This is a genomic window from Geodermatophilus obscurus (assembly GCF_900115395.1).
Classification (GTDB): Bacteria; Actinomycetota; Actinomycetes; order Mycobacteriales; family Geodermatophilaceae; genus Geodermatophilus; species Geodermatophilus obscurus_B.
Window position 1 is genome coordinate 117381 of sequence record NZ_FOWE01000009.1, and the last position, 23581, is coordinate 140961.

Below are 23581 nucleotides of genomic sequence, written 5' to 3' on the forward strand. Positions count from 1 at the left end.
CGGACGGGGAACGCGGCGTGCCGGTTCAGGGGCGGAGCAGGCCTTGGGCGCGCGCCCGCTGCAGCCAGCCGGGGTACTCGGTCATGAGCCGGTCGAACAGCGCGTCGTCGCTGATCGGCCGGCGGCCCATGAGGTCGTCCTGGTCGACGGCGAAGAAGTCGGCGTTGTCGGTGTAGCGGCCGTCGAGGTCGTCGAGCCGCTGCAGGTAGGAGAACTGCCGCGCGGGGCCGATGCCCATGAACTGCCAGAACACCGGTTCGTAGGACGCCGCCCGGATCTGCCGCGTGGCGACGGACTTGTCGCTCGGCGCTCCGTCGGTGAGGAACATGACGTAGACGGGCACCTGCGCCGGCTGCGGCTCCACGCGCTCCCGGCTGTCGCCGAAGTAGGCCTGCCGGACGGCCGCCATCGCCACGCCGTAGCGGGTGTCGTACTCCAGCGGGTACTGCCGCGTGAGGTCGGCGATGTACTGCTGGTGGCCCTCCAGGCGCAGCCCCGGCTCGGGGCGGTGCACGTCCTTGCCGAAGAGGAAGACGTCGACGACGCCGTCGTCGTCGAAGCGCAGCCCGAGGGCGAGGACGCGCTCGGCGAGCCGCTGCACGGCGCCGGCGCGGTAGAGGCCGGCCATGGAGCCGGAGATGTCGAGGACGAGCGCGACCCGGGCGGTGTGCTCGCCGAGCCCGCGCTTCTCCAGGCTCACCCCGGCGGTCTTGACCAGGCTGAGCAGCTGCGGCGCCTGCGTCGCCAGCTTCTTCTCCAGGTCGACCAGCCGGCGCTTCTCCATGCTGACCGGCGGCGCCGCGGGAGCGGGCGGGGGTGGCGGGGCGGCGGCGGGTGCCGCGGCCGCGGCGGGCTCGTCGTCGACGCTGACGCCGACGTCGGTGGCCAGGCCGGCGAGGCCGTTGGTGTAGCCCTGGCCGACGGCGCGGACCTTCCACTCGGCGCCGCGGCGGTAGACCTCGGCGAACACCAGCGCCGTCTCGGGTCCGGCGGCGAGCTCGCACCGGACCGCCGCCGGAGCGCCGCCGTCGGGGGCCACCTCGACGGCGAGGCCGGACAGCCCGCCGAAGGTGCCCGCGCCGTCGAGGGAGGCGCCGATGACGACCTTCTCGACGTCGGCGGGCAGCGCGGCCGGGTCGATGCGGACCTGGTCGACGGTGGCGCCGCCCCGCGCGGACTTGCCGAGGTGGCGCACCGCGCCGCCGGCGCCCGCGGGCTGGTTGTAGAAGACGAAGTCGTCGTCGCTGCGGACCTTCCCGGCGCCGGTGGTGAGGAACGCCGAGAGGTCGGCGTCGACCCCGGGCGCGGGCTGCCAGGTGAGGGTGACGACGACGGGGCCGGTCAGGCCGGCCTGGGCGAGGCCGACGTTGCCGCCCCGGGTGAGGACGTGGACCACGGGGCTGCCGTCAGCTCAGCGCGCGCGGCGCGGACGGGTGGGCAGCGGGCATGGCGTGACCTCCCGGTCTCGGTGCGGCGGCGCGGGGACAGTACGCGGGGAGGGCCCGGGGCGGGAGGGGTCGGCTCGCGCGGGCCGCACCGGGCCCGGACGCGGACGTCCGGGCCCGGTGAGATCAGCCGACGTTGACGCCGAAGTCCTGGGCGATGCCGCGCAGGCCGGAGGCGTAACCCTGCCCGACGGCGCGGAACTTCCAGTCGGCACCGTTGCGGTAGAGCTCGCCGAAGACCATGGCGGTCTCGACCGAGGCGTCCTCGGTGAGGTCGTACCGGGCGATCTCGGCGCCGTTGGCCTGGTTGACGACGCGGATGAAGGCGTTGCGGACCGCGCCGAAGTTCTGCTTGCGGTTGTCGGCGTCGTAGATCGACACCGGGAAGACGATCTTCTCGCAGGTCGGCGGGACGCCGGCCAGGTTCACCTGCACGACCTCGTCGTCGCCCTCGCCCTCACCGGTGAGGTTGTCACCGACGTGGACGACGGAGCCGTCGGGGCTGCGCAGGTTGTTGAAGAAGATGAAGCCCGAGTCGTCGGGGGTGACCCGGCCGTCGGCGCCGATCATGATCGCCGATGCGTCGAGGTCGAACTCGCCCCCGGAGAACGTGTTCACGTCCCAGCCGAGACCGACGTTGACCGCGGTCAGGCCCGGGGCCTCCTTGGTCAGCGAGACGTTCCCGCCCTTGGAGAGGCTGACACCCATCTGTTGGACTCCCATGTCACTGTCGGGTCGCGCAGCGGCGGTCGCCACTGGCGCAGCGCACCGGACGGGCCGGCGCGACCGGGCGGGCACGGGCGCAGGCGCCCGGCGTGGTCCCCCGGTACCGCCGCGCCGGGTGCCGAGCGGGCACCCGGCGAGGCGGACGTGTCCTCGGATACTGCCGCACGGCCACCGGGAGCAACAGGTACCGGAACGTGACCCGGCGACCCGCCCGGGCCGGGGTCAGGCCGGCGGGGTGCGTCGCGACGGGCTCGGCTCCTCGTCCGTCACACGCCCCACCGTCGGGACGCCGGTCTCTCCCGCGACCGCGGCCGCGTCGCGGCCGGCCGAGGGCGCGACCGTCGTGCCCCCCGTGCCGGGGTCCGCCGTGCCACCGGCCGCGACGGCCTCCCGGGCGTCGCGACGGCTGCGGGCGAGACTGGTGACCGTGGTGACGAACAGCGTCACGACGATGACCGCCAGCGACAGCCAGGTCGGGACCTCGGGGATGGCCGTGACGTGCTCGCCGCCGTTGATGAACGGCAGCTCGTTCTCGTGCAGGGCGTGGATCAGCAGCTTGATGCCGATGAAGCCGAGGATGACCGCCAGGCCGTAGTGCAGGTAGACGAGCCGGTCGAGCAGGCCGTCGATGAGGAAGAACAGCTGCCGCAGGCCCAGCAGCGAGAAGGCGTTGGCGGTGAAGACGAGGAAGGTCTCCTCGGTCAGGCCGAAGATCGCCGGGATCGAGTCGACGGCGAAGAGGATGTCGGCGCTGCCGATGGCGATCAGCGCGATGGCCAGCGGGGTGATGTACCGCTTGCCGTCGATCTTCGCGGTCATCCGGTCGGAGTGGTACTCCTGCGTGGTCGGGATCACCTTGCGGGTGAGCCGCAGGAGCGCGTTCTCCTTAAACTCGTCGTCGTCGTGACCGCTGGCCCGCGCCTGCGCGACGGCGGTCCAGATGAGGAAGCCGCCGAAGACGTAGAAGACCCAGCTGAACTGCTCGATCGCCGCGGCGCCGAGGAAGATGAAGACCGTCCGCAGGATCAGCGCGAAGGCGATGCCGAACAGCAGCACCTTCTGCTGCAGCTCCCGGGGCACCGCGAAGCTGGCCATGATGAGGACGAAGACGAACAGGTTGTCCACCGAGAGGCTCTTCTCGGTGATGTAGCCGGCGAAGTACTCACCGCCGTACTGCCCCCCGGCGAAGATCCACACGCCGATGCCGAAGAGGACGGCGATGGCGACGTAGACCGCCGACCAGGTCGCGGCCTCGCGCAGCGTCGGCGCGTGGGGTGTGCGCACGTGTCCGACGAAGTCGAACACGATCATCGCCACGATCGCGGCGACGGTGACCGCCCACACCCAGAAGGGGACGTCCATACGGGATACCTCCGGTCCACTGGCAGTTGTCAGCACCGGAGGTCTCTCCCACCGACCGCACAGCGGTCGGCCGATGGCGCCGGGGCCCCGCTGCCCGTGTTGACGACACCACCGCGCCGGGATACTCCCCTCCACGCGGGACCCTGGTCCCCGCGCGGCGCAGCACGCCGCACGAGGGGATCCACGACGACAACGGTCGGCAGGGCGTCCCGGGTTCCCGGAGGAGGCGGACGGATGCGTCCGCCTCCTCCGGTCCGTCAGGCGTGGGCCGCGTCGAGCTGGCGGAGCTCCTTCTTCAGCTCGGCGAGTTCGTCGCGCAGCCGGGCGGCCACCTCGAACTGCAGCTCGCGGGCGGCGGCCAGCATCTGGTCGTTCATCTGGCTGATCAGGTCGGCCAGCTCGGCGCGTGGCAGGCCCTGGACGTCGATGGCGCCGGCCTTGCCCCGCGTCTTCGACGACAGCCCCGGCACGGGCGCCTTGCCGCGCGACTGCTGCCGGCCCGAGCCACCCACGAGTTCGGCCCCGCCGTCCTCGGCCTCGCGGTAGATGCCGTCGAGGATGTCGACGATCTTCTTGCGCAGGGGCTGCGGGTCGAGGCCGCGCTCGCGGTTGTAGGCGATCTGCTTCTCGCGGCGCCGGTTGGTCTCCTCGATCGCCGTGGCCATCGAGGGGGTGATGGTGTCGGCGTACATGTGCACCTGCCCGGACACGTTGCGGGCCGCGCGGCCGATGGTCTGGATCAGCGAGGTGCCCGAGCGGAGGAAGCCCTCCTTGTCGGCGTCGAGGATCGCCACCAGCGACACCTCGGGCAGGTCGAGGCCCTCGCGCAGGAGGTTGATGCCGACCAGGACGTCGTACTCGCCCTGCCGGAGCTCCCGCAGCAGCTCCACCCGGCGCAGCGTGTCGACCTCCGAGTGGAGGTAGCGCACCTTGATGCCCAGCTCGAGCAGGTAGTCGGTGAGGTCCTCGGACATCTTCTTGGTCAGCGTGGTGACCAGGACGCGCTCGTCCTTCTCCACCCGCACCCGGATCTCGTGCACGAGGTCGTCGATCTGCCCCTTGGTCGGCTTGACCACGACCTCGGGGTCGACGAGGCCGGTCGGACGGATGACCTGCTCGACGACGTCGCCCTGCACGCGGCCGAGCTCGTAGTTGCCCGGGGTGGCCGAGAGGTAGACCGTCTGGCCGATCCGGTCGGTGAACTCCTCCCACTTCAGCGGGCGGTTGTCCATGGCCGAGGGCAGCCGGAAGCCGTGCTCGACCAGCGTCCGTTTGCGGCTCATGTCGCCCTCGTACATGCCGCCGATCTGCGGGACGGTCACGTGCGACTCGTCGATGACGAGCAGGAAGTCCTCGGGGAAGTAGTCGATGAGGCAGGCGCCGGCGGTGCCGGGCGCGCGCCCGTCGATGTGCCGCGAGTAGTTCTCGATGCCGGAGCAGAAGCCGACCTGGCGCATCATCTCGATGTCGTAGGTGGTGCGCATGCGCAGCCGCTGGGCCTCCAGCAGCTTGCCCTGCCGCTCCAGCTCGGCCAGCCGCTCCTCCAGCTCGGCCTCGATGGTCGCGATGGCGCGCTCCATGCGCTCGGGGCCGGCGACGTAGTGGGTGGCCGGGAAGACGAACAGCTCCTGGACCTCGCGGACCACCTCGCCGGTGAGCGGGTGCAGGTAGTACAGCCGCTCCACCTCGTCGCCGAACATCTCGATCCGGACGGCGAGCTCCTCGTAGACCGGGAAGACCTCGATGGTGTCGCCGCGCACCCGGAAGGTCCCGCGGGTGAAGGACAGGTCGTTGCGGGTGTACTGCTCGGTGACCAGCGTGCGCAGCAGCTCGTCGCGGTCGCGCTCCTCCCCCACCGAGATCTTCAGCGCGCGGTCGACGTACTCCTGGGGCGTGCCCAGGCCGTAGATGCAGGAGACGGTGGCGACCACGACGACGTCGCGCCGGGTCAGCAGCGCCTGGGTGGCCGAGTGGCGCAGCCGCTCGACCTCGTCGTTGACCGAGGAGTCCTTCTCGATGTAGGTGTCGGTCTGCGGGACGTAGGCCTCGGGCTGGTAGTAGTCGTAGTAGGAGACGAAGTACTCGACGGCGTTGTTCGGCAGCAGCTCGCGGAACTCGTTGGCCAGCTGCGCGGCGAGCGTCTTGTTCGGCGCCATCACCAGCGTGGGCCGCTGGACCTGCTCGATGAGCCAGGCGGTGGTGGCCGACTTCCCGGTGCCGGTGGCGCCCAGGAGCACGGAGTCCTTCTCGCCGGAGTTCACCCGCTCGGCGAGGGCCTGGATCGCCGCGGGCTGGTCGCCCGAGGGCTCGAACTCGCTGACGACGCGGAAACGCCCCTGAGTGGGCCGGATGTCGGTGGTCGCGCGCACGGGGACGACGGTACGACCGCGGTACGACAGGAGGGTGCGACGAGACCCGTGGGACCGGACGGGACCCCGTGACGGGCGGGACGGACGGGACCCCGCCGGCCCCGTGATCACGGCCCCGGTGCGCGGTGCGGCGGGCCGGCGCCCGCTAGCGTGTCGCCTCGCAGGAGCGCGCCCGCCAGGGACCAGTGCCACCCGGACCGTGCCACGCGCACGCCGGGCGAGGTCGGACCCCGCGCCGCGCTCCCCGGCCGGGACCCGACGGGCACCGCCGCCGGACCTGCGCACGAAGCCCCCCGCGGCCCGCCGTGGGGGGCTTCGTCGCGTCCGGGCAGGGCCCCGGGACGAGGAGGACGGGTGGGGGTGTGTCCCCGGTCGCGACAGGTGTGGACCGGTCCGGATCGGGCAAGGGACCGGCGGGCACCGTGTGCCCCGACCCCCTGCCGACGGCCGCGGCGGGGGGCAACCGCGCCCCCTCGATCCCGACTGCGGGGGCGCCCGTGCAGGAGGAAACACGTCCATGACCCAGCCCCGGACCCAGGTGTGGCCCGGTTCCGCCTATCCGCTCGGAGCCACCTACGACGGCACCGGGACCAACTTCGCCCTCTTCAGCGAGGTGGCGGAGAAGGTCGAGCTGTGCCTGTTCGACGAGCAGGGCAACGAGGAGCGCGTCCGCCTCCCCGAGATGGACGGGTACGTCTGGCACGCCTTCCTGCCCGGCATCCAGCCGGGCCAGCGCTACGGCTACCGCGTCCACGGCCCCTACGACCCGGAGAACGGGCAGCGCTGCAACCCCAACAAGCTGCTGCTCGACCCCTACGCCAAGGCGATCGACGGCGCCATCGACTGGGACGAGGCCTGCTTCGGCTACCGGTTCGGCAGCGGTGAGCGCAACGACGACGACTCCGCGCCGCACATGCCGCGCTCCGTCGTCGTCAACCCCTACTTCGACTGGGGCGTCGACCGCCCGCCGCGGACGCCCTACAACAAGACGGTCATCTACGAGGCCCACGTCAAGGGCCTGACGATGACCCACCCGCGCATCCCCGACGACCTGCGCGGCACCTACGCCGGCGTCGCCCACCCGGCGGTGATCGAGCACCTGCAGTCGCTGGGGATCACCGCGATCGAGCTCATGCCGGTGCACCAGTTCGTGCAGGACGACACCCTGCTGCAGAAGGGCCTGCGCAACTACTGGGGCTACAACACGATCGGCTTCTTCGCCCCGCACAACGAGTACGCCCAGCAGACCGACGGCCAGCAGGTGCAGGAGTTCAAGGGCATGGTCCGGGCGATGCACGAGGCCGGCATCGAGGTGATCCTCGACGTCGTCTACAACCACACCGCCGAGGGCAACCACAACGGCCCGACGCTGTCGCTCAAGGGCATCGACAACCGCGCCTACTACCGGCTGGTCGAGGGCGACGAGCAGTACTACATGGACACCACGGGCACCGGGAACTCGCTCAACGTCCGCAACCCCCAGTCACTGCAGCTCATCATGGACTCGCTGCGCTACTGGGTCACCGAGATGCACGTCGACGGTTTCCGGTTCGACCTGGCCTCCACCCTGGCCCGCCAGTTCCACGAGGTGGACCGGCTCTCGGCGTTCTTCGACCTGGTGCACCAGGACCCGATCGTCAGCCAGGTCAAGCTCATCGCCGAGCCCTGGGACGTCGGCGACGGCGGCTACCAGGTGGGCAACTTCCCGGCGCTGTGGACGGAGTGGAACGGCAAGTACCGCGACACCGTCCGCGACTTCTGGCGCGGCGAGGACGCCACCATCGGCGAGTTCGCCAGCCGGATCTCCGGGTCGGCCGACCTCTACAAGCACTCCGGACGGCGGCCGGTCGCCAGCATCAACTTCGTCACCGCCCACGACGGGTTCACCCTCAACGACCTCGTCTCCTACAACGAGAAGCACAACGAGGCCAACGGCGAGGGCAACAACGACGGCGAGAGCCACAACCGCAGCTGGAACTGCGGCGTCGAGGGCGAGACCGACGACCCCGAGGTGCTGGAGCTGCGCGCCCGGCAGCGGCGCAACTTCCTGGTCACGCTCATGCTCAGCCAGGGCGTGCCGATGCTGCTGCACGGCGACGAGCTCGGCCGCAGCCAGGGGGGCAACAACAACGGCTACTGCCAGGACTCCGAGTTGACCTGGATCGACTGGGAGTCGGTCGACGAGGGCCTGCTGGAGTTCACCAAGCTGGTCACCCGGCTGCGCACCGAGCACCCGACGTTCCGCCGCCGCCGGTTCTTCCACGGCCGGCCGGTGCGCCGCGAGGAGGGCGACCCGGTGCAGGACATCGCCTGGTTCGCGCCCGGCGGCGAGGTCATGACCGATGAGGACTGGGACGCCGGCACCGCCAAGTCGCTGGCGATGTACCTCAACGGGCACGGCATCCGGGAGACCGACGAGCGCGGCGAGGACGTGATCGACGACTGCTTCTACCTGGCGTTCAACGCCCACCACGAGCCGATCGAGTACACGCTGCCCACCGGCGAGTACGCCGAGGGCTGGACCGTGGTGGTCGACACCGCAGAGCTCGGTGAGGTGGAGCCGGTGCAGCTCAAGGCCGGGGACACCCTCACCGTCGCTGCCCGCGCCACCGTCGTCCTGCAGGCGGCCTCGTGACCGGGGAGGAGCGCCGGCGCGCGAGGCCGACGGCGACCTACCGGCTGCAGGTGACCGCGGACTTCACCCTCGACGACGCCGCGGCGGTGGCCGGGTACCTCGCCGACCTGGGCGTCAGCCACGCCTACTCCTCCCCGCTGCTGCGCGCGGCGGCGGGGAGCACGCACGGCTACGACACCGTCGACCACGCGCACGTCGACGAGTCGCGGGGCGGGCAGGCCGGCTTCGACCGGTTCGTCGCGGCGCTGCACGAGCAGGGGCTGGGCCTCGTGCTCGACCTGGTGCCCAACCACATGGGCGTGGCCGACCCGGCCGAGGCGCCGTGGTGGTGGGACGTCCTGCAGCACGGGCGCGGCAGCGCACACGCGGCGGCGTTCGACGTCGACTGGGACTTCGGCGGCGGGCGGATCCGCATCCCGGTGCTGGGCTCGGCCGACGACGTCGAGAAGCTGGAGGTGGTGGACGGGGAGCTGCGGTACTACGACAACCGTTTCCCCCTCGCGCCCGGCACGGAGGAGGGCACCCCGCAGGAGGTGCACGACCGGCAGCACTACGAGCTGGTCGACTGGCGGCGCGCCGACTCCGACCTCAACTACCGCCGGTTCTTCGCGATCAACACCCTCGCCGGGCTGCGCGTGGAGGACCCGGCGGTCTTCGACGCCACGCACGAGCTGGTGTTGCGCATGGTGGCCGACGGCGCCGTCGACGCGCTGCGCATCGACCACCCCGACGGCCTGGCCGACCCGAGGGGCTACCTCGACCGGCTGGCCGATGCCTCGGGCGGGCGCTGGACGGTGGTCGAGAAGATCCTCGAGCCCGGCGAGGACCTGCCGGAGAGCTGGCGCACCGCCGGCACCACCGGCTACGACGCGCTCGCCGAGGTCGACGGCGTGCTGGTCGACCCGGCCGGCGAGGACGCCCTGACCGCGCTGGACACCGAGCTGTCGGGCGGCCCGGTCGACTACGCCCGGCTGGTGCACGACTGCAAGCGCGAGGTCACCGACGGCAGCCTCGGCTCGGAGGTCGCCCGGCTGGTCCGGGTGATCGGCGAGCTGCCCGGCGTCGACGCGGCGACCCAGGAGGAGGCGCTGGCCGAGCTGCTGGCCACCTTCTCCGTCTACCGCACCTACCTGCCCGACGGGCGCGAGCACCTCGACGCCGCGGTGGCCGACGTCCGCGACCGCCGCCCCGACCTGGTGGCCGCCGTCGACGCGCTGCACCCGGTGCTGGCGCGGGCGGGCACCGAGGCGGCCACCCGCTTCGAGCAGACCAGCGGCCCGGTCATGGCCAAGGGCGTCGAGGACAGCGCCTACTACCGGTGGGCCCGCTTCGTGGTGCTCAACGAGGTCGGCGGCGACCCGTCCCGCTTCGGGACCACCGTGGAGGAGTTCCACGAGGCGCAGGCCCGGCGGCTGGAGCGCCGTCCGGCGTCGATGACCACGCTGACCACGCACGACACCAAGCGCAGCGAGGACACGCGGGCCTGCCTCGCCGTCCTCGCGGAGGTGCCCGGCGAGTGGGCGGAGCTCGTGCGCCGGCTGCTCCACCGGCACCCGCTCCCCGACCGGCCGCTGGCGCACCTGGTGTGGCAGAACCTGGTCGGCGCCTGGCCGCTGTCGCGCGAGCGGGCGCACGCCTACGCCGAGAAGGCCGCGCGCGAGGCCGGGCTGTCGACGACGTGGACCGACGTCGACGACGAGTTCGAGAGCCGGCTGCACGCGGTGGTGGACGCCGCCTACGACGACCCGGCGACCAGCGCCGAGATCGAGGCGTTCGTCGCCCGCACCGCCCCGGCGGGGCGTTCCAACGGGCTGGCGCAGAAGCTGCTGCAGCTGACGATGCCCGGCGTCCCGGACGTCTACCAGGGCACCGAGCTGTGGGACCACTCGCTGGTCGACCCCGACAACCGCCGGCCGGTCGACTACGACGCGCGCAGGGCGCTGCTGGCCCGGCTCGACGAGGGCTGGGTGCCCGGGGTCGACGAGACCGGTGCGGCCAAGCTGCTCGTCGTCTCGCGGGCGCTGCGGCTGCGGCGGGACTCCCCGGAGCTGTTCACCGGTTACTCGCCGGTTGCGGCCACCGGGTCGGCGGCCCGGAACGTCGTCGCCTTCGACCGGGGCGGCGCGGTGACCGTGGCGACGCGGCTGCCGGTAGCGCTCGCGGCCACCGGCTGGGGCGACACCGCGCTGGCGCTGCCCACCGGTGCGTGGCGGGACGTGCTCACCGGCGGGCGGGTGGTGGCCGACGCCGCCGGCGTGCTGGTGGGCGACCTGCTGGCCCGCCTGCCGGTGGCCCTGCTGGTCCGCGACTGAGGAAGGACCCCCGTGCCCCCCGCCGCGAGCCTGCGAGCGGCGGGGGGCACGGGGGTCCTCTCAGAAGCGGATGGCGTCGATGACGCGGGCGCGGACGGCGATGACGGCGGGCAGCAGCCCGGCGAGCGCGCCGACCGCGGTCGCGGCGACCATGCCCTCGACGGCCGCCTCGAACGGGAAGCCGGGGTCGTCGGCGAGCGGGACGCCGTCGGCCAGCCACTCCGTCAGCGGCAGGTTGCGGACCAGCAGCACCGCGGCCGCCACCGCCGCGACGCCGGCGAGCGCGGTGGCGCAGACGCTCTCCAGCATGACCGCGGAGAAGATCCGCGCCGAGCTGGCCCCGAAGCTGCGCCGGACGCCGATCTCGCGGATCCGCTGCCGCACGGTGACCAGGCCGACGTTGAGCACACCCAGGCCGCCGAGCACGAGGGCGACCACGCCGGCGCCGCGGATCGCCGTCCGCAGGGTGCTGATGGAGTCGCCGATGCCCTGGTCGTCGGTGCGGTAGACGTCGACCTGGGAGCCGGGCAGCGACAGCGCGAGGTCGTTGCGGACGGTCGCCATGACGGCGTCGGCCTGCCCGGGCGGCACCCACAGCTCCAGCGTCGGCGGGCCGTAGAACCCGGGCCCGGGCCCGCCGCCGGACGCGGCCGCGGCATCACCACCGGAGCGGTCGACCCGGTAGACCAGCGGCTGGTCGAAGCCCTCGCGGACGACGCCGACGACGGTCGCGGTGACCGGCTGCGGGCCGCCGATGACCACGGTCGGCCGGGCGGAGAGGTCGCTGTGCCCCAGCAGGGACAGGAAGGCCTCGTTGACCACCAGCGCAGGCGACAGGCTGGCCCGGTCGCCCTCGCGCAGCCACCGCCCGTGCACCGGGCGGATGCGGTGCAGCGGCCCGTAGGAGGGGCTGACCCGCGTCGTCTGCACGGTCTGGGTCCCGCCGGGCAGCCGGTAGAGGCCGTCGGCGTAGCTGACGGTGGCCGAGCCGGTGATGCCGTAGCGGTCGACGAGGCCGGCGACGGCGGCGTCCCAGCGGGCGGCGTCCACCCCCGCGCCGGTGGTGGTGTCGAAGGCGGTGACGGCGAGGGTGGCCGGCCGCCCGCCCCAGCGCTCGGCCTGCTCCTGCTGCGACTGGGCGACGATCGCGCCGAGCGCGGTCACCGTGGTCAGGGCGAAGACGGCGAGGAAGACACCGACCAGCGACAGGACGACGCGGGCCTTGTGCACCCGCACCTCGTCCCACGCCTCGGCGAAGGCGCCGAGCAGGCCGGTCACGCGGTCCGCCCGGCGGTGCGGGGGTCCCGGTGGGCGGTCGCGGCGTCGAGCGCGGCGCCGCCGTCGAGGGGGGTGAGCCGGCCGGCGTCCAGGCGGAACCGGCGGTCGGCGAGCGCGGCGACGGACAGGTCGTGGGTGATGGTGACCAGCGCGGCGCCGTTCTCTGCGGCGGCCCGAGCGAGCAGGGCCATGACCTGGGCACCGGTCTCGACGTCGAGCGCACCGGTCGGCTCGTCGGCCAGGACCACCCGCGGGGAGCGCACCAGAGCGCGGGCGATGGCCACACGCTGCTGCTCGCCGCCGGAGAGCCGCTCGGGCACCTGGTCGGCGCGCGCGCCGAGCCCGACCCGGTCGAGCATCTCCCGGGCGGTGCGCCGGCGGAGCAGGTAGTCGCGGCCGCGGGCGTAGAGCAGGGGCGCGGCGACGTTCTCCGCGGCCGTGCGCCGCGGCAGCAGGTTGAACTGCTGGAACACGAACCCGAACACCTCGCCGCGCAGCCGCGCCCGCCGCCGGGCGCGCAGCCGGTCGGTCGGCTCGCCGTCGAGCAGGTAGCTGCCGGCCGTGGGCGTGTCCAGCAGCCCGAGCAGGTTGAGCAGCGTCGACTTGCCCGAGCCCGACCGCCCGACGACGGCGACGTGCTCGCCGGCCGCCACGTCGAGGTCGACGCCGGTCAGCACCGGCAGCAGCGACCCGTCGGGCAGGCGCACCTCGCGGCCCACGCCGCGCAGGTGGAGCAGGCTCACCCGCCGACCCCGCCCATCGGCTGCCCGGTCATCGGGTCGACCGGGGTGTCGTCGGGCACCGGCACGAACTGCAGCACCTGGTCGCCCTCGGCGAGGCCCTCGCGGATCTCGACCACGCTGCCGTCGGTGAGGCCGAGCGCGACCGGCCGCTCCTCCTGCGCCCCGTCGGGCCCGACCACCCAGACGACGCCGTTCTGCACCGACCCCTGCGCCGCGGTGACCGGGACGACGAGCACGTCCTCGGCCAGGCCCGCCTGCACGGCCATGGTGGCGCCCATGCCGGCGAACACCGTCGTCCCGGGCGGCACGGCGCAGCGCGCGGTCGTGCCCGCGCCGCCGCCGGCCGGGAGCGGCATGCCGGTCATCGGGTCGATGCCGCCGCCGGCTCCGCCGTCCCCGCCGTCGCCGCCGTCATCCCCGGTCGCGGGGGCGCCGAGCACCAGGCCGGCGCACTCGAACGGCGCCGGGCCGCCCTGGACGGTGACCTCGGCGGTGGCCGGCGGGGTGAGCAGCCGGAACTGCTCGTCCTGGGTGAGGGTCGCGGTCACCGACAGGGTGCCCGGCGAGACGGCGCCGACGGGGTCGCCGACGGCGACGGCCTGCTCGACGAGGACGTCGAGGTCGGTCAGCCGCCCGGCGGCCGGCGCGGGCACGGTGGCGGTGCGCACCCGCGGCTGCTGCGGCGTCACCGTCGGCTCGCCCTCGGGACCGGTGCCGGTGACCGGGGCGACCTCCTCCTCCCACCGGATCTCCAGCAGCGGCTGCCCGGCGGTGACGTCGGCGCCCTCGTCGACCAGCAACCGGCGGACGGTGCCGGCCTTGGTGGCCCGCACCGGGACGGCCGCGTCGGCGACGACGGTGCCCGAGACGCTGACGGTGTTGGACACCGTCCCGCGGGCGACCGCCACCGTCGGGGAGGAGAGGTCGACGGTCGGCGCGCCAGGTCCGGCGACGGCACCGCCGTCGGACCCGCCGCCGCGGAAGGCGAGGACGACGAGCGCGGCGGCGATGACCGCCCACACCAGGAGGCGGAGGACCGGGAGGACGAGGGTTCGGACTGCGGACATGCACGCTCCCCGCGCGCTCGGCCACTCACCAGTGGCGGTCGGCGGCACGCTAGCGGCACCGGACGACGCCGAGGGGCGGGTGCGGCCCGGCGCGCCGCCGACCGTCCCCCGGCCGTGTGACCGAGCTCACCCAGGAGCCCCCGCAGGGGACGTGACCAGCGGTTCGGCCCCGGCCGGCGTCCCGCGGGCGGCGCCGACCCGTGTGACGGGAGGGGCGCGCCGTGACCTCTCCGTTACCGTGACCGCGCGCCGCCCGACTCCGAGGGAGGCGCCGGAGCCGGTCCGCCCAACCCCGTCCGCCGGTCGTCCGTTCCTCCAGCACATCCCAGGACGGGGGTGGGGGAACCACTCCGGCGTGCGCCGACCCGGTCACGGGGGCCGGCAGCGTGCGCCTCGGGGTGAAGCCGCGCCCGTGCCACCCGATGGCACCGGTGCGGCCGGGGCACCGATCGCCCCGAACCCGACAGCTCACCCCGCAGGCGGCGGATCGGAGCACACCCATGCGCACGTCCACCCTCGCCCGCCGCGCCCTGCTGACCGCCGGCGCGGCCGCCGTCTCCGTCGGCGTCTCCGTCGGCGCCCTGGCCGGCTCCGCCTCCGCGGCGGAGCCCAACGACTGGGACGCCGTCGCCCAGTGCGAGTCCAGCGGCAACTGGTCGATCAACACCGGCAACGGCTACTACGGCGGCCTGCAGTTCAGCGCCAGCACCTGGGCGGCCTACGGCGGCCTCGAGTTCGCCCCCCGGGCCGACCTGGCGACCAAGGAGCAGCAGATCGCCGTCGCCGAGCGCACGCTCGACGGCCAGGGCCCCGGCGCCTGGCCGACCTGCGGCAAGGCGCTCGACCCGTCGGCCCCCGAGGCCGGCGCGCCCGCGGCCGCCCCGGCTCCGGCCCCGGCTCCGGCCCCGGCTCCGGAGGCCGCTCCCGCCGCCGCTCCGGCGGCGTCGGGTGACACCTACACCGTGGAGCGGGGCGACACCCTCTCCACGATCGCCCGGGCCGAGGACGTCGACGGCGGCTGGCGGGCGCTGTACGCCGCCAACCGCGACCAGCTGAGCAACCCGAACCGGATCTCCGTCGGCCAGGTGCTGCAACTCCCGTGAGTCCCCGGCGGCCGGGGGAGGCTCCTCCCCCGGCCGCCTCCGGCGGTTGACCGGGCGCCCCGCGGGCAAGACGGTCCGGTCACCCCGTTCGTCCTCCCGGAGGCCCCCGCATGTCCGCACCCGTCGAGTTCGCCGTCTGGGCGCCCGTGCCCGAGCGGGTCCGCCTGCAGGTCGACGGCGCCCTGCACGATATGCGCCGCGACGACGGCGGCTGGTGGCGCGCCGAGGTCGAGGCCGCCCCCGAGGCCGACTACGGCTACCTGCTGGGCGACGACGACACACCGCGGCCGGACCCGCGCTCGCGGCGGCAGCCCGACGGCGTCCACGGCCTCTCCCGCCGGTTCGACCCGGCGGCCTACCCGTGGGGCGACGGCGCGTGGACCGGGCGCCCGCTGGCCGGCGCCGTCGTCTACGAGATGCACGTCGGGACGTTCACCCCCGAGGGCACTCTCGACTCGGCCGTCGACCGGCTCGACCACCTCGTCGACCTCGGCGTCGACCTCGTCGAGCTGCTGCCGGTCAACGGCTTCGACGGCACCCACAACTGGGGCTACGACGGCGTCCTCTGGTACACCGTCCAGGAGAGCTACGGCGGGCCGGCGGCCTACCAGCGCTTCGTCGACGCCTGCCACCAGCGCGGCCTCGGCGTGATCCAGGACGTCGTCTACAACCACCTCGGCCCGTCGGGCAACTACCTGCCGTTGTTCATGCCGGTGTTCAGCGAGGGCGGTCCCAACCCGTGGGGCTCCTCGATGAACCTGTCGGGGCCGGACTCCGACGAGGTGCGGCGGTACGTCCTGGACAACGCGCTCATGTGGCTGCGCGACATGCACGTGGACGGCCTGCGGCTCGACGCCGTGCACGCGCTGGTCGACGAGCGGGCCACGCACGTGCTGGAGGAGATGGCGCAGGAGGTCGACCGGCTCTCGGTGGCGCTCGGCCGGCCGCTGAGCCTCGTCGCCGAGAGCGACCTCAACGACCCGCGGATGGTGACGCCGCGGGTCGCCGGCGGCCTCGGGATGGACGCGCAGTGGAGCGACGACTTCCATCACGCGCTGCACGCCGTGCTCACCGGCGAGGGGCAGGGCTACTACGGCGACTTCGCCGAGGCGGGCCTGGCCGGGCTGGCCAAGACGCTCACCGGCGCCTACTTCCACGACGGCACCTGGTCGAGCTTCCGGCGCCGGCACCACGGCCGGCCGGTCGACACCGCCCGCCTGCCGGGGTGGAGGTTCCTCGGGTACCTGCAGGACCACGACCAGATCGGCAACCGCGCGGTCGGCGACCGCGTCTCGGCCACCCTGTCCCCGGGCCTGCTCGCCGTCGGCGCCACGCTCGTGCTCACCAGCCCGTTCACGCCGATGCTGTTCATGGGCGAGGAGTGGGGCGCCTCGACGCCGTGGCAGTTCTTCACCAGCCACACCGACCCCGAGATCGGCCGGGCGACGGCGGAGGGCCGCAAGGGCGAGTTCGCCGAGCACGGGTGGGACGCCGACGAGGTGCCCGACCCGCAGGACCCCGCGACCTTCACCCGCTCGAAGCTCGACTGGGCCGAGCTCGACCGGGAGCCGCACGCGCGGCTGCTCGCGACCACCCGGGCGCTGCTGGCGCTGCGCCGGGCGCACCCCGACCTCGTCGACCCCGACCTGTCGGCGGTGGAGGTCGGCTGGGACGACGAGGACCGCCTGCTCGTGGTGCACCGCGGTGCGCTGCGGGTGGTCGCGAACCTCGCCGGCGAGGAGGCCGAGGTCGACCTCGACCGGCCGGCCACCGGCGTGCTGTTCGCGACCGCGGACGAGCCGTCGGTCGACGGGACCACGGTGACGCTGCCGGCCGAGAGCGCGGCCGTGTTCACGACCTGATGCGCCGGCTGCTGCCCGACCCCGCACCGGTCGGGGACGACCTCGACGACCACGCCGCGCTCGCCGACGCCTACCGGCTCCCGCCCGGCCGGTCGGTGCGGGTGGACTTCGTCGTCTCCCTCGACGGCGCGATCGCCGTCGACGGGCGCAGCGCCGGCCTGGGCTCCCCGGGGGACCGGCGGGTGTTCCAGGTGCTGCGCGCGCTGGCCGACGCGGTGCTCGTCGGGCACGGCACGGCGGCGGCCGAGGGGTACCGGCCGGCGGCCGCCGAGCCCGGGCTGGTGCGGCTGCGCGCCTCGCTCGGCCGGCCGGCGGAGGCGCCGGTCGTCGTCGTCTCGCGGCGGGCGTCGCTGACCCCAGGCGACCGGCTGGCCGTGCCGTCGACGGTGCTGGTCACCTGCGCGGCCACCGACCCGTCCCGCCGCGCCGCGCTGACCGACGCCGGGGTGGCCGTCCTCGTCTGCGGGGACGACGACGTCGACCTGCCGCTCGCGCTGGACCGGCTGGCCGACCGCGGGCTGGAGCAGCTGGTGTGCGAGGGCGGCCCGGCGCTGCTGACCTCGCTGCTCGACGCCGGGGTGGTCGACGAGCTCGACCTCACCCTCTCCCCCGCGCTGGTGGGCGGGCCGGCGCGACTGCTCGACCGGGCGCTCGGCGACGTCGTCCGCCCGCGGCTGGTGCAGCTGCTGGAGGAGGACGGCGTCCTGTTCACCCGCTACGCGGTCGGTCGGTAGCGGCAGCGCTCAGCCGACGAGCCGGACGACGTCCCCGTATCCGAGCAGGCGGTCGTCGGCCGTCAGCAGCACGGCGCCCTCGGCGACAGCCTGGGCCACCAGGAGCCGGTCGAACGGGTCGCGGTGCACGTCGGGCAGGTGCTCGACCGACGCGGCGTGCTCGGCGGTGATCGGGAGGTGGTCGAGCGCCAGCTCACGGGTCACCCGTCGCGTCCACGTCCGGACGTCCACGCCGACCGACAGTCTGCCGAGCCGCTGCTCGATCGCCAGCTCCCACACGCACGCACACGGCCGACAGGAGTCGACGGTCGGCATCAGCGAGCACCGCGAGGCTCGTGCCGAGCCGCTCCGGGGTGGTGGCAGCCCACACGAGCACGTGCGTGTCGAGGAGGACCGTCACCCCTCTTCCTCGAACGCCCGCTGCAGGTCGTCGGGGAGGTCGTCGAAGTCGTCGGCGTCGTCGCCGTGCCCGCCACGGAGTGGACCGCGATCCCAGGGGCCGGTGGCGTTCAGTCGTCGTTGCCGCCGTTCCCGCGGCCGTTCCCGTTGCCGTTCCCGTTGCCGTTCCCGTTGCCGTTGCCGTTCCCGTTGTCCTGGTTGTCCTCGTCGCCGTTGCCGCCGCCGTCGTCGCCGCCCTCGTCCTCCTCCTCGGGGGCCGGCGCCGGAGCGGACGGCGGGGCCGTCGACGGCGGGGGGGTGGAGGGCGGCGGAGGGGGCGCGGTGGCGTGCGTGACCGTCAGCGCGCTGCCGGGGGCCAGCTCACCGGCCGGGTCGACGGTGAGCACCTGCCCGTCGGGGACGTCGGAGGTGCGCACGGGGCGCAGCTGCACGGCCAGCCCCAGCGCCTCGAGCTCGGCCTGCACCTCGGCCACCGGCCGGCCCACGAGGTCGGCGGCCTCGACCTGCACCGTCGGGTCCTCGCTGGGGGCGGCCGGCTCCGACGTCGTCGCCGGGTCGGCCGCCGTGCCGTCCCCGGTCGCCTGCAGCACCCCGGCGACGACCGCCGCCACGACCAGCAGCGCCGCGAGGGCGGCGAGGAGGCGGCGACGGGCCCGACCCGGCGCCGGAGCCCGGCCGGGGTCCACGGCGGCCGCGGGCCCGGCGGGGACGGGCGACGCGGCGACGGGGAGCACCCGCGTCACCGGCGGAACCGCACCGGACGACAGCGGCGCGGTGTCCGCGGAGCCGTGGCCCAGGGCGGCCAGCACGCCGTCGAGCGCCGCGGCGAGCGCCGTCCCGTCCGGGAAGCGCTGCGCCGGGTCCTTGGCCAGCGCCCGCTCGACGAGGGCCCGCAGCGGTGCCGGGACGTCGGCGGGCAGGGGCGGCGGGTCGGCCTGCATCTGCATGACGACGACCTGCAGCGAGTTGTCGCCGTCGAAGGCGCGGCGGCCGGCCAGGCACTCGTAGCCGACCAGGCCCAGCGCGTAGACGTCGCTGGCCGGGCCCGCCGGGCGGCCTGCGGCCTGCTCGGGCGACAGGTAGTGCGCGGTGCCGATGACCTGGCCGGTCCCGGTCAGGGCCGCGCTCGACGCGGACCAGGCGATCCCGAAGTCGGTGACCTTGACGGTGCCGTCGGCGGCGACCAGGAGGTTGCCCGGCTTGACGTCGCGGTGGACCACGCCGGCCGCGTGGGCGGCGCCGAGGCCGGCGGCCGCCTGCCGCACCAGGTGCGCCGTCCGCAGTGGGTCCAGCCGCCCGCGCGCCAGCACCGCGGCGAGCGACTCCCCCTGCACCAGCTCCATGACCAGCCACGCCACCCGCTCCCCGCCGGGGACGCCGACGCCGGTCTCGCCGTAGTCGTGCAGCATCGCGATGTTCGGGTGGGCGAGGCCGGCGGTGTGCCGGGCCTCCGCGCGGAAGCGGGCGAGGAAGGTCGGGTCGCCGGTGTACTCGCTGCGCAGGACCTTGACCGCGACGTCGCGGCCCAGCACCGTGTCGCGGCCCCGCCAGACCTGCCCCATCCCGCCGGTCGCGAGCAGGGACTCCAGCGTGTAGCGGCCGCCGAGCGTGCGCACCCCCGGTTCCATGCCCCTCCCCCACCCGCGCGGCCCGGCCGGTCCCCCCAGCGGGTGACGGGCGCGGCCGTCCAGTCAACCAGGACTCCGCCGTCATCGGCGGCTGGTTGACTGACCTGCATGGACCTGCCCGTGCTCCCGCCGGTCAAGCCGATGCTGGCGAAGGCCACCACGAAGCTGCCTACCGCAGAGGGGCTGTTCTACGAGCCCAAGTGGGACGGGTTCCGCTGCATCGTGTTCCGCGACGGTGACGAGGTCGAGCTCGGCAGCCGCAACGAGCGCCCGCTCACCCGCTACTTCCCCGAGGTCGTGGCCGCGGTCAAGGAGGCGCTGCCGGAGCGCTGCGTCGTCGACGGCGAGATCGTCGTCCCCCAGGGCGACCGGCTGCACTTCGAGTCGCTGCTGCAGCGCATCCACCCGGCGAGGTCGCGGGTGGACCTGCTGGCCGAGCAGACGCCGGCGCACCTGGTCGCCTTCGACCTGCTGGCGATCGGCGACGAGTCGCTGATGGAGACGCCGTTCGCGCAGCGCCGGGCGCGGCTGCGGGAGGTGCTGTCCGGCACCCACGAGCGGGTGCACGTCACGGCCGTCACCCAGGACGCCGCCACCGCGCAGCGCTGGTTCGACGAGTTCGAGGGCGCCGGTCTCGACGGCGTCGTCGCCAAGGCCCCCGACCTGCCCTACGGGCCCGACCAGCGGCTGATGACCAAGGTCAAGCACGTGCGCACCGCCGACTGCGTGGTCGCCGGGTTCCGCTGGCACAAGAGCGGTCCGATCGTCGGGTCGCTGCTGCTCGGTCTCTACGACGACGGCGGCCTGCAGCACATCGGCGTCGCGGCGTCGTTCCCGATGGCGCGGCGCGCGGAGCTGGTCGAGGAGCTGGCGCCCTACCGCACCGACGCCCTCGACACCCACCCCTGGCGGGAGTGGGCGAACGCGGAGCTGCAGGCCGACGGCGAGCACCGGATGCCCGGCGCGCAGAGCCGGTGGAACGCGAAGAAGGACCTGTCCTGGGTGCCGCTGCGGCCCGAGCTCGTCGTCGAGGTCAAGTACGACCAGCTGGAGGGCCGGCGGCTGCGGCACACCGGGCAGTTCCTGCGCTGGCGGCCCGACCGCGAGCCGGGCAGCTGCACCTACGACCAGCTCGACGTCCCGGTGCGCTACGACCTGGCCGAGGTGTTCTCGGGATGAAGGACGGCCTTACCGTGGAGATCATGCGTCTGCGCCGCGGCCTGCTCGCCGCCTCGACCGGGCTCCTCCTGGCGGTCACCGGGTGCGCCTCGTTCACCGAGTCCGCCGACCAGGCCACCTCGTCGTCCTCCGCCACGCCGTCCACCCCGGCCGAGCCGGAGGCCGCGCCCATCACCTGGACCGACTGCGACGCCGAGATCACCGAGCTGCTCGCCGGCGCGCCCGGCAGCGAGCGCGACCTGCTCTTCGAGTGCGGCCGCACCGAGGTGCCCATCGACCACGACGAGCCCGACGGCGCCACGCTGCCGCTCTTCCTCGTCCGCGCCCAGCTCGCCGGGCAGACCGACCAGATCGGCTCGCTGCTGGTCAACCCGGGCGGCCCGGGCGGCTCGGGCGCCGACGCCGCGCTCGGCCTGGCGCTGTCGATGCCCGAGGACGTGCTGCGCCGCTTCGACCTGGTCGGCTTCGACCCGCGCGGGGTGGGCCTGTCCACCCCGGTCGAGTGCATCCCGGCGGAGCTGAAGGACCGCTCGATCGCCGCGGAGCCGCGGCCGACGACGCAGGAGCAGCTCGACGAGGTGCTGGCGCTCACCGACGAGGCCGCCGAGGCCTGCGCCGAGGAGTACGGGGACGCCCTCGGCACCTTCAACACCGTCGACACCGCGCGCGACATGGACCTGCTGCGGGAGTCGCTCGGCGACGAGCAGCTGACCTACCTCGGCTACTCCTACGGGACGACGCTGGGCTCCACCTACGCCGAGCTGTTCCCGGAGAACGTCCGGGCGCTGGTGCTCGACGCCGCCGTCGACCCCGACGCCGACCCGCAGGCAGACGCCGAGGCGCAGGCCGCCGGGCTGGAGGCCTCCTTCGACGCCTTCGCGGCCAACTGCACGAGCCTGGTCTCGGGCTGCCCGCTGGGCGGGGACCCCCGGCTGTTCCTGAACGACGTGTTGACGCAGGCCGCCGGCACCCCGATCCCGAGCAGCAGGCAGGGCGAGACGCGGACGGCGACGCCCGGCGTGGTCATGACGGCGGTGCTCGCCGCGATGTACGACCCGGGCTCGTGGCCGCAGCTGTCGCAGTCGCTGGCCGCGGCCCGAAACGGCGACGCGGCGGGGCTGTTCTCGCTGGCCGACAGCTACGCCGGCCGGCTCGAGGACGGCACGTACACCAACCTGTTCGACGCCAACATCGCGATCAACTGCGCCGACACCCCGGAGGACCAGGCCTTCTCCGCCGACGAGGTGCTGCCGCTGGCGCAGGACTGGTCGACCCGCTACCCGCTGTTCGGCGCGAGCTCGGCGGTGGGCCTCTACACCTGCACGCCGTGGGAGGCCGAGCGCACCCCGCTGCCGGAGCGCGACGCCGAGGGCAGCGCGCCGATCGTCGTCGTCGGCAACACCGGCGACCCGGTGACCCCGCTGCCGGGCGCGGAGGACCTGGCCGCCGACCTCACCGCCGGCGTGCTGGTGGTCTGGCAGGGGCAGGGCCACACCGCCTACCCGAAGACCGACTGCGTCACGGCCGCCGTCAACGCCTACCTCATCGACCTCACCGCGCCGCAGGACGGGCTGCAGTGCCCGGCCTGAGCCGCCCCGCCGACGGGAGCTGACCGGTGGCCGCCAGTAAGGACGCCGTCGTCCTGACCGTCGACGGGCGCGAGGTGCGGGTCTCCAACCCGGAGAAGCCGTACTTCGCCGAGCGCGGCATCCGCAAGATCGACGTCGTCGAGTACTTCGTCGCCGTGGGTGAGGGCATCCTGTTCGCCCTGCGGGACCGGCCGACGACGCTGGAGCGCTGGCCGGGCGGGGTGTTCGAGGGCGCCCGGCTGTCGACCCGCATGGACAACACCGGCGACGCCTTCTACCAGAAGCGGGTGCCCAAGAACGCGCCCGACTGGGTGCCCACGGCGCACATCAGCTTCCCGAGCGGGCGGACCGCCGACGAGATCGCGCCGGACTCGGTCGCCGTCGTGGCGTGGTGCGCCAACCTCGGGACGCTGACCTTCCACCCGTGGCCGGTGAGCAGGGGCGACGTCGAGCAGCCCGACCAGATCCGCATCGACCTCGACCCGCAGCCGGGCACCGACTTCTCCGACGCCGTGTGGGTGGCCCCCCACGTGCGCGAGCTGCTGCACGAGCTCGGCATGGAGGGCTGGCCGAAGACCTCCGGCGGGCGCGGCGTGCACGTCTACGTGCCGATCCAGCCGCGCTGGACCTTCCCCGAGGTGCGCCGGGCGGTGATCGCCTTCGGCCGCGAGCTGGAACGCCGCATCCCCGACCGCGTGACGATGTCGTGGTGGAAGGAGGAGCGCGGCGAGAAGATCTTCATCGACTACAACCAGATGGCCCGGGACCGCACGATCGCCAGCGCCTACTCGATCCGGCCCAAGCCGCACGCGCCGGTGTCGGCGCCCCTGGACTGGGACGAGCTGCCCGGCGTCTCGCCGTTCGACTTCGACGTGCTGACCATGCCCGCGCGGTTCCGGGAGGTGGGTGACAAGCACGCCGGGATGGCCGGGCACGCCTTCGGCATCGAGCCGCTGCTGGAGCTGGCCGAGCGCCAGGCGAGGGACCAGGGCCTCGGCGATCTGCCCTATCCGCCCGACTACCCGAAGATGCCGGGAGAGCCCATGCGGGTCCAACCGAGCAGGGCCAGGCGTCCTACCAGCGCATACGAGTGATCCGGCGCTCGACGCAAGCAAGGCACAACGCTCACTCGACGGACAACCCCCGTCCT

General features: G+C 74.1%; 17 protein-coding genes. 8 read left to right on the top strand and 9 right to left on the bottom strand.

The features are described 5' to 3' along the window. Positions 1 to 25: 25 nt before the first annotated feature. The 4 genes from BM165_RS18135 to uvrB form a co-directional block, all read right to left on the bottom strand. Positions 26 to 1396 carry a VWA domain-containing protein gene (locus BM165_RS18135; RefSeq protein WP_075014958.1) on the bottom strand — a complete coding sequence of 457 codons (1371 nt, stop codon included), beginning with the start codon at positions 1394 to 1396 and terminating at the stop codon, positions 26 to 28. Between the two features lie 175 nt (positions 1397 to 1571). After that, positions 1572 to 2168 carry a TerD family protein gene (locus tag BM165_RS18140; RefSeq protein WP_280140733.1) on the bottom strand — a complete coding sequence of 199 codons (597 nt, stop codon included), beginning with the start codon at positions 2166 to 2168 and terminating at the stop codon, positions 1572 to 1574. A 225-nt stretch (positions 2169 to 2393) separates the two neighbouring features. Beyond that, positions 2394 to 3533, bottom strand: coding sequence for a TerC family protein (locus tag BM165_RS18145; protein WP_083427482.1), 1140 nt, complete (start codon positions 3531 to 3533; stop codon positions 2394 to 2396). Positions 3534 to 3790: 257 nt separating this feature from the next. Beyond that, on the bottom strand, positions 3791 to 5902 hold the full coding sequence (gene uvrB, locus BM165_RS18150) for an excinuclease ABC subunit UvrB (RefSeq protein ID WP_075014960.1): 2112 nt from the start codon (positions 5900 to 5902) through the stop codon (positions 3791 to 3793). Between the two features lie 517 nt (positions 5903 to 6419). Between uvrB and glgX the strand changes: the two genes are divergently transcribed. Together glgX and treY are read left to right on the top strand one after the other, a co-directional pair. Then, positions 6420 to 8537, top strand: a complete 2118-nt coding sequence (glgX, locus tag BM165_RS18155; protein WP_075014961.1) for a glycogen debranching protein GlgX — start codon at positions 6420 to 6422, stop codon at positions 8535 to 8537. Next, complete coding sequence (gene treY / locus BM165_RS18160) at positions 8534 to 10849, top strand: malto-oligosyltrehalose synthase (RefSeq protein ID WP_075014962.1); 2316 nt, start codon at positions 8534 to 8536, stop codon at positions 10847 to 10849. Before glgX ends, treY begins: the two co-directional genes overlap by 4 nt. Before the next feature lie 60 nt (positions 10850 to 10909). On the opposite strand, the gene BM165_RS18165 is transcribed toward treY, so the two are convergent. From BM165_RS18165 to BM165_RS18175, 3 genes are read right to left on the bottom strand one after another with little or no spacing between them, the layout of a single operon-like run. Continuing rightward, complete coding sequence (locus tag BM165_RS18165) at positions 10910 to 12127, bottom strand: ABC transporter permease (RefSeq protein ID WP_075014963.1); 1218 nt, start codon at positions 12125 to 12127, stop codon at positions 10910 to 10912. Continuing rightward, entirely contained in the window at positions 12124 to 12870 is a 747-nt protein-coding gene (locus tag BM165_RS18170; RefSeq protein WP_075014964.1) for an ABC transporter ATP-binding protein, read from the bottom strand. Before BM165_RS18170 ends, BM165_RS18165 begins: the two co-directional genes overlap by 4 nt. After that, complete coding sequence (locus BM165_RS18175) at positions 12867 to 13937, bottom strand: efflux RND transporter periplasmic adaptor subunit (protein WP_075014965.1); 1071 nt, start codon at positions 13935 to 13937, stop codon at positions 12867 to 12869. Before BM165_RS18175 ends, BM165_RS18170 begins: the two co-directional genes overlap by 4 nt. A 500-nt stretch (positions 13938 to 14437) precedes the next feature. Between BM165_RS18175 and BM165_RS26125 the strand changes: the two genes are divergently transcribed. The 3 genes from BM165_RS26125 (at position 14438) to BM165_RS18190 (ending at position 17636) form a co-directional block, all read left to right on the top strand. Then, the gene (locus tag BM165_RS26125) at positions 14438 to 15040 is read left to right on the top strand and encodes a LysM peptidoglycan-binding domain-containing protein (protein WP_075014966.1); all 603 of its coding nucleotides are present in this window, start codon (positions 14438 to 14440) and stop codon (positions 15038 to 15040) included. A 110-nt stretch (positions 15041 to 15150) separates the two neighbouring features. Next, entirely contained in the window at positions 15151 to 16902 is a 1752-nt protein-coding gene (gene treZ, locus BM165_RS18185) for a malto-oligosyltrehalose trehalohydrolase (RefSeq protein WP_075014967.1), read from the top strand. Then, complete coding sequence (locus BM165_RS18190) at positions 16902 to 17636, top strand: dihydrofolate reductase family protein (RefSeq protein WP_075014968.1); 735 nt, start codon at positions 16902 to 16904, stop codon at positions 17634 to 17636. Before treZ ends, BM165_RS18190 begins: the two co-directional genes overlap by 1 nt. A 9-nt stretch (positions 17637 to 17645) precedes the next feature. On the opposite strand, the gene BM165_RS26225 is transcribed toward BM165_RS18190, so the two are convergent. Then, positions 17646 to 17951, bottom strand: coding sequence for a type II toxin-antitoxin system VapC family toxin (locus BM165_RS26225; RefSeq protein ID WP_348271796.1), 306 nt, complete (start codon positions 17949 to 17951; stop codon positions 17646 to 17648). Between the two features lie 194 nt (positions 17952 to 18145). Beyond that, positions 18146 to 19663, bottom strand: coding sequence for a serine/threonine protein kinase (locus BM165_RS18200; RefSeq protein WP_083427483.1), 1518 nt, complete (start codon positions 19661 to 19663; stop codon positions 18146 to 18148). A 108-nt stretch (positions 19664 to 19771) separates the two neighbouring features. On the opposite strand from BM165_RS18200, the gene BM165_RS18205 reads away from it, so the two are divergent. The 3 genes from BM165_RS18205 to BM165_RS18215 are packed head-to-tail and all read left to right on the top strand — an operon-like array spanning position 19772 to position 23525. Continuing rightward, a complete protein-coding gene (locus tag BM165_RS18205) occupies positions 19772 to 20842 on the top strand; it encodes an ATP-dependent DNA ligase (protein ID WP_075014970.1) in 1071 nt (356 codons plus the stop codon). A 23-nt stretch (positions 20843 to 20865) separates the two neighbouring features. Next, positions 20866 to 22431: an alpha/beta hydrolase gene (locus BM165_RS18210; protein ID WP_075015085.1), complete on the top strand. Its 1566-nt coding sequence runs from the start codon at positions 20866 to 20868 to the stop codon at positions 22429 to 22431. 26 nt (positions 22432 to 22457) lie between these two features. After that, a complete protein-coding gene (locus BM165_RS18215) occupies positions 22458 to 23525 on the top strand; it encodes a DNA polymerase domain-containing protein (RefSeq protein ID WP_075014971.1) in 1068 nt (355 codons plus the stop codon). Positions 23526 to 23581: the final 56 nt, after the last annotated feature.

Excerpts from the sequence above, each read along its gene's own strand:
- BM165_RS18140 (WP_280140733.1), bottom strand. The coding sequence starts at position 2,168 with ATGGGAGTCCAACAGATGGGTGTCAGCCTCTCCAAGGGCGGGAACGTC.
- BM165_RS18205 (WP_075014970.1), top strand. The coding sequence starts at position 19,772 with ATGGACCTGCCCGTGCTCCCGCCGGTCAAGCCGATGCTGGCGAAGGCC.
- BM165_RS18200 (WP_083427483.1), bottom strand. The coding sequence starts at position 19,663 with ATGGAACCGGGGGTGCGCACGCTCGGCGGCCGCTACACGCTGGAGTCC.
- BM165_RS18175 (WP_075014965.1), bottom strand. The coding sequence starts at position 13,937 with ATGTCCGCAGTCCGAACCCTCGTCCTCCCGGTCCTCCGCCTCCTGGTG.
- BM165_RS18145 (WP_083427482.1), bottom strand. The coding sequence starts at position 3,533 with ATGGACGTCCCCTTCTGGGTGTGGGCGGTCACCGTCGCCGCGATCGTG.
- treZ (WP_075014967.1), top strand. The coding sequence starts at position 15,151 with ATGTCCGCACCCGTCGAGTTCGCCGTCTGGGCGCCCGTGCCCGAGCGG.
- BM165_RS26225 (WP_348271796.1), bottom strand. The coding sequence starts at position 17,951 with ATGCCGACCGTCGACTCCTGTCGGCCGTGTGCGTGCGTGTGGGAGCTG.
- BM165_RS18190 (WP_075014968.1), top strand. The coding sequence starts at position 16,902 with ATGCGCCGGCTGCTGCCCGACCCCGCACCGGTCGGGGACGACCTCGAC.
- BM165_RS18210 (WP_075015085.1), top strand. The coding sequence starts at position 20,866 with ATGCGTCTGCGCCGCGGCCTGCTCGCCGCCTCGACCGGGCTCCTCCTG.
- glgX (WP_075014961.1), top strand. The coding sequence starts at position 6,420 with ATGACCCAGCCCCGGACCCAGGTGTGGCCCGGTTCCGCCTATCCGCTC.
- BM165_RS26125 (WP_075014966.1), top strand. The coding sequence starts at position 14,438 with ATGCGCACGTCCACCCTCGCCCGCCGCGCCCTGCTGACCGCCGGCGCG.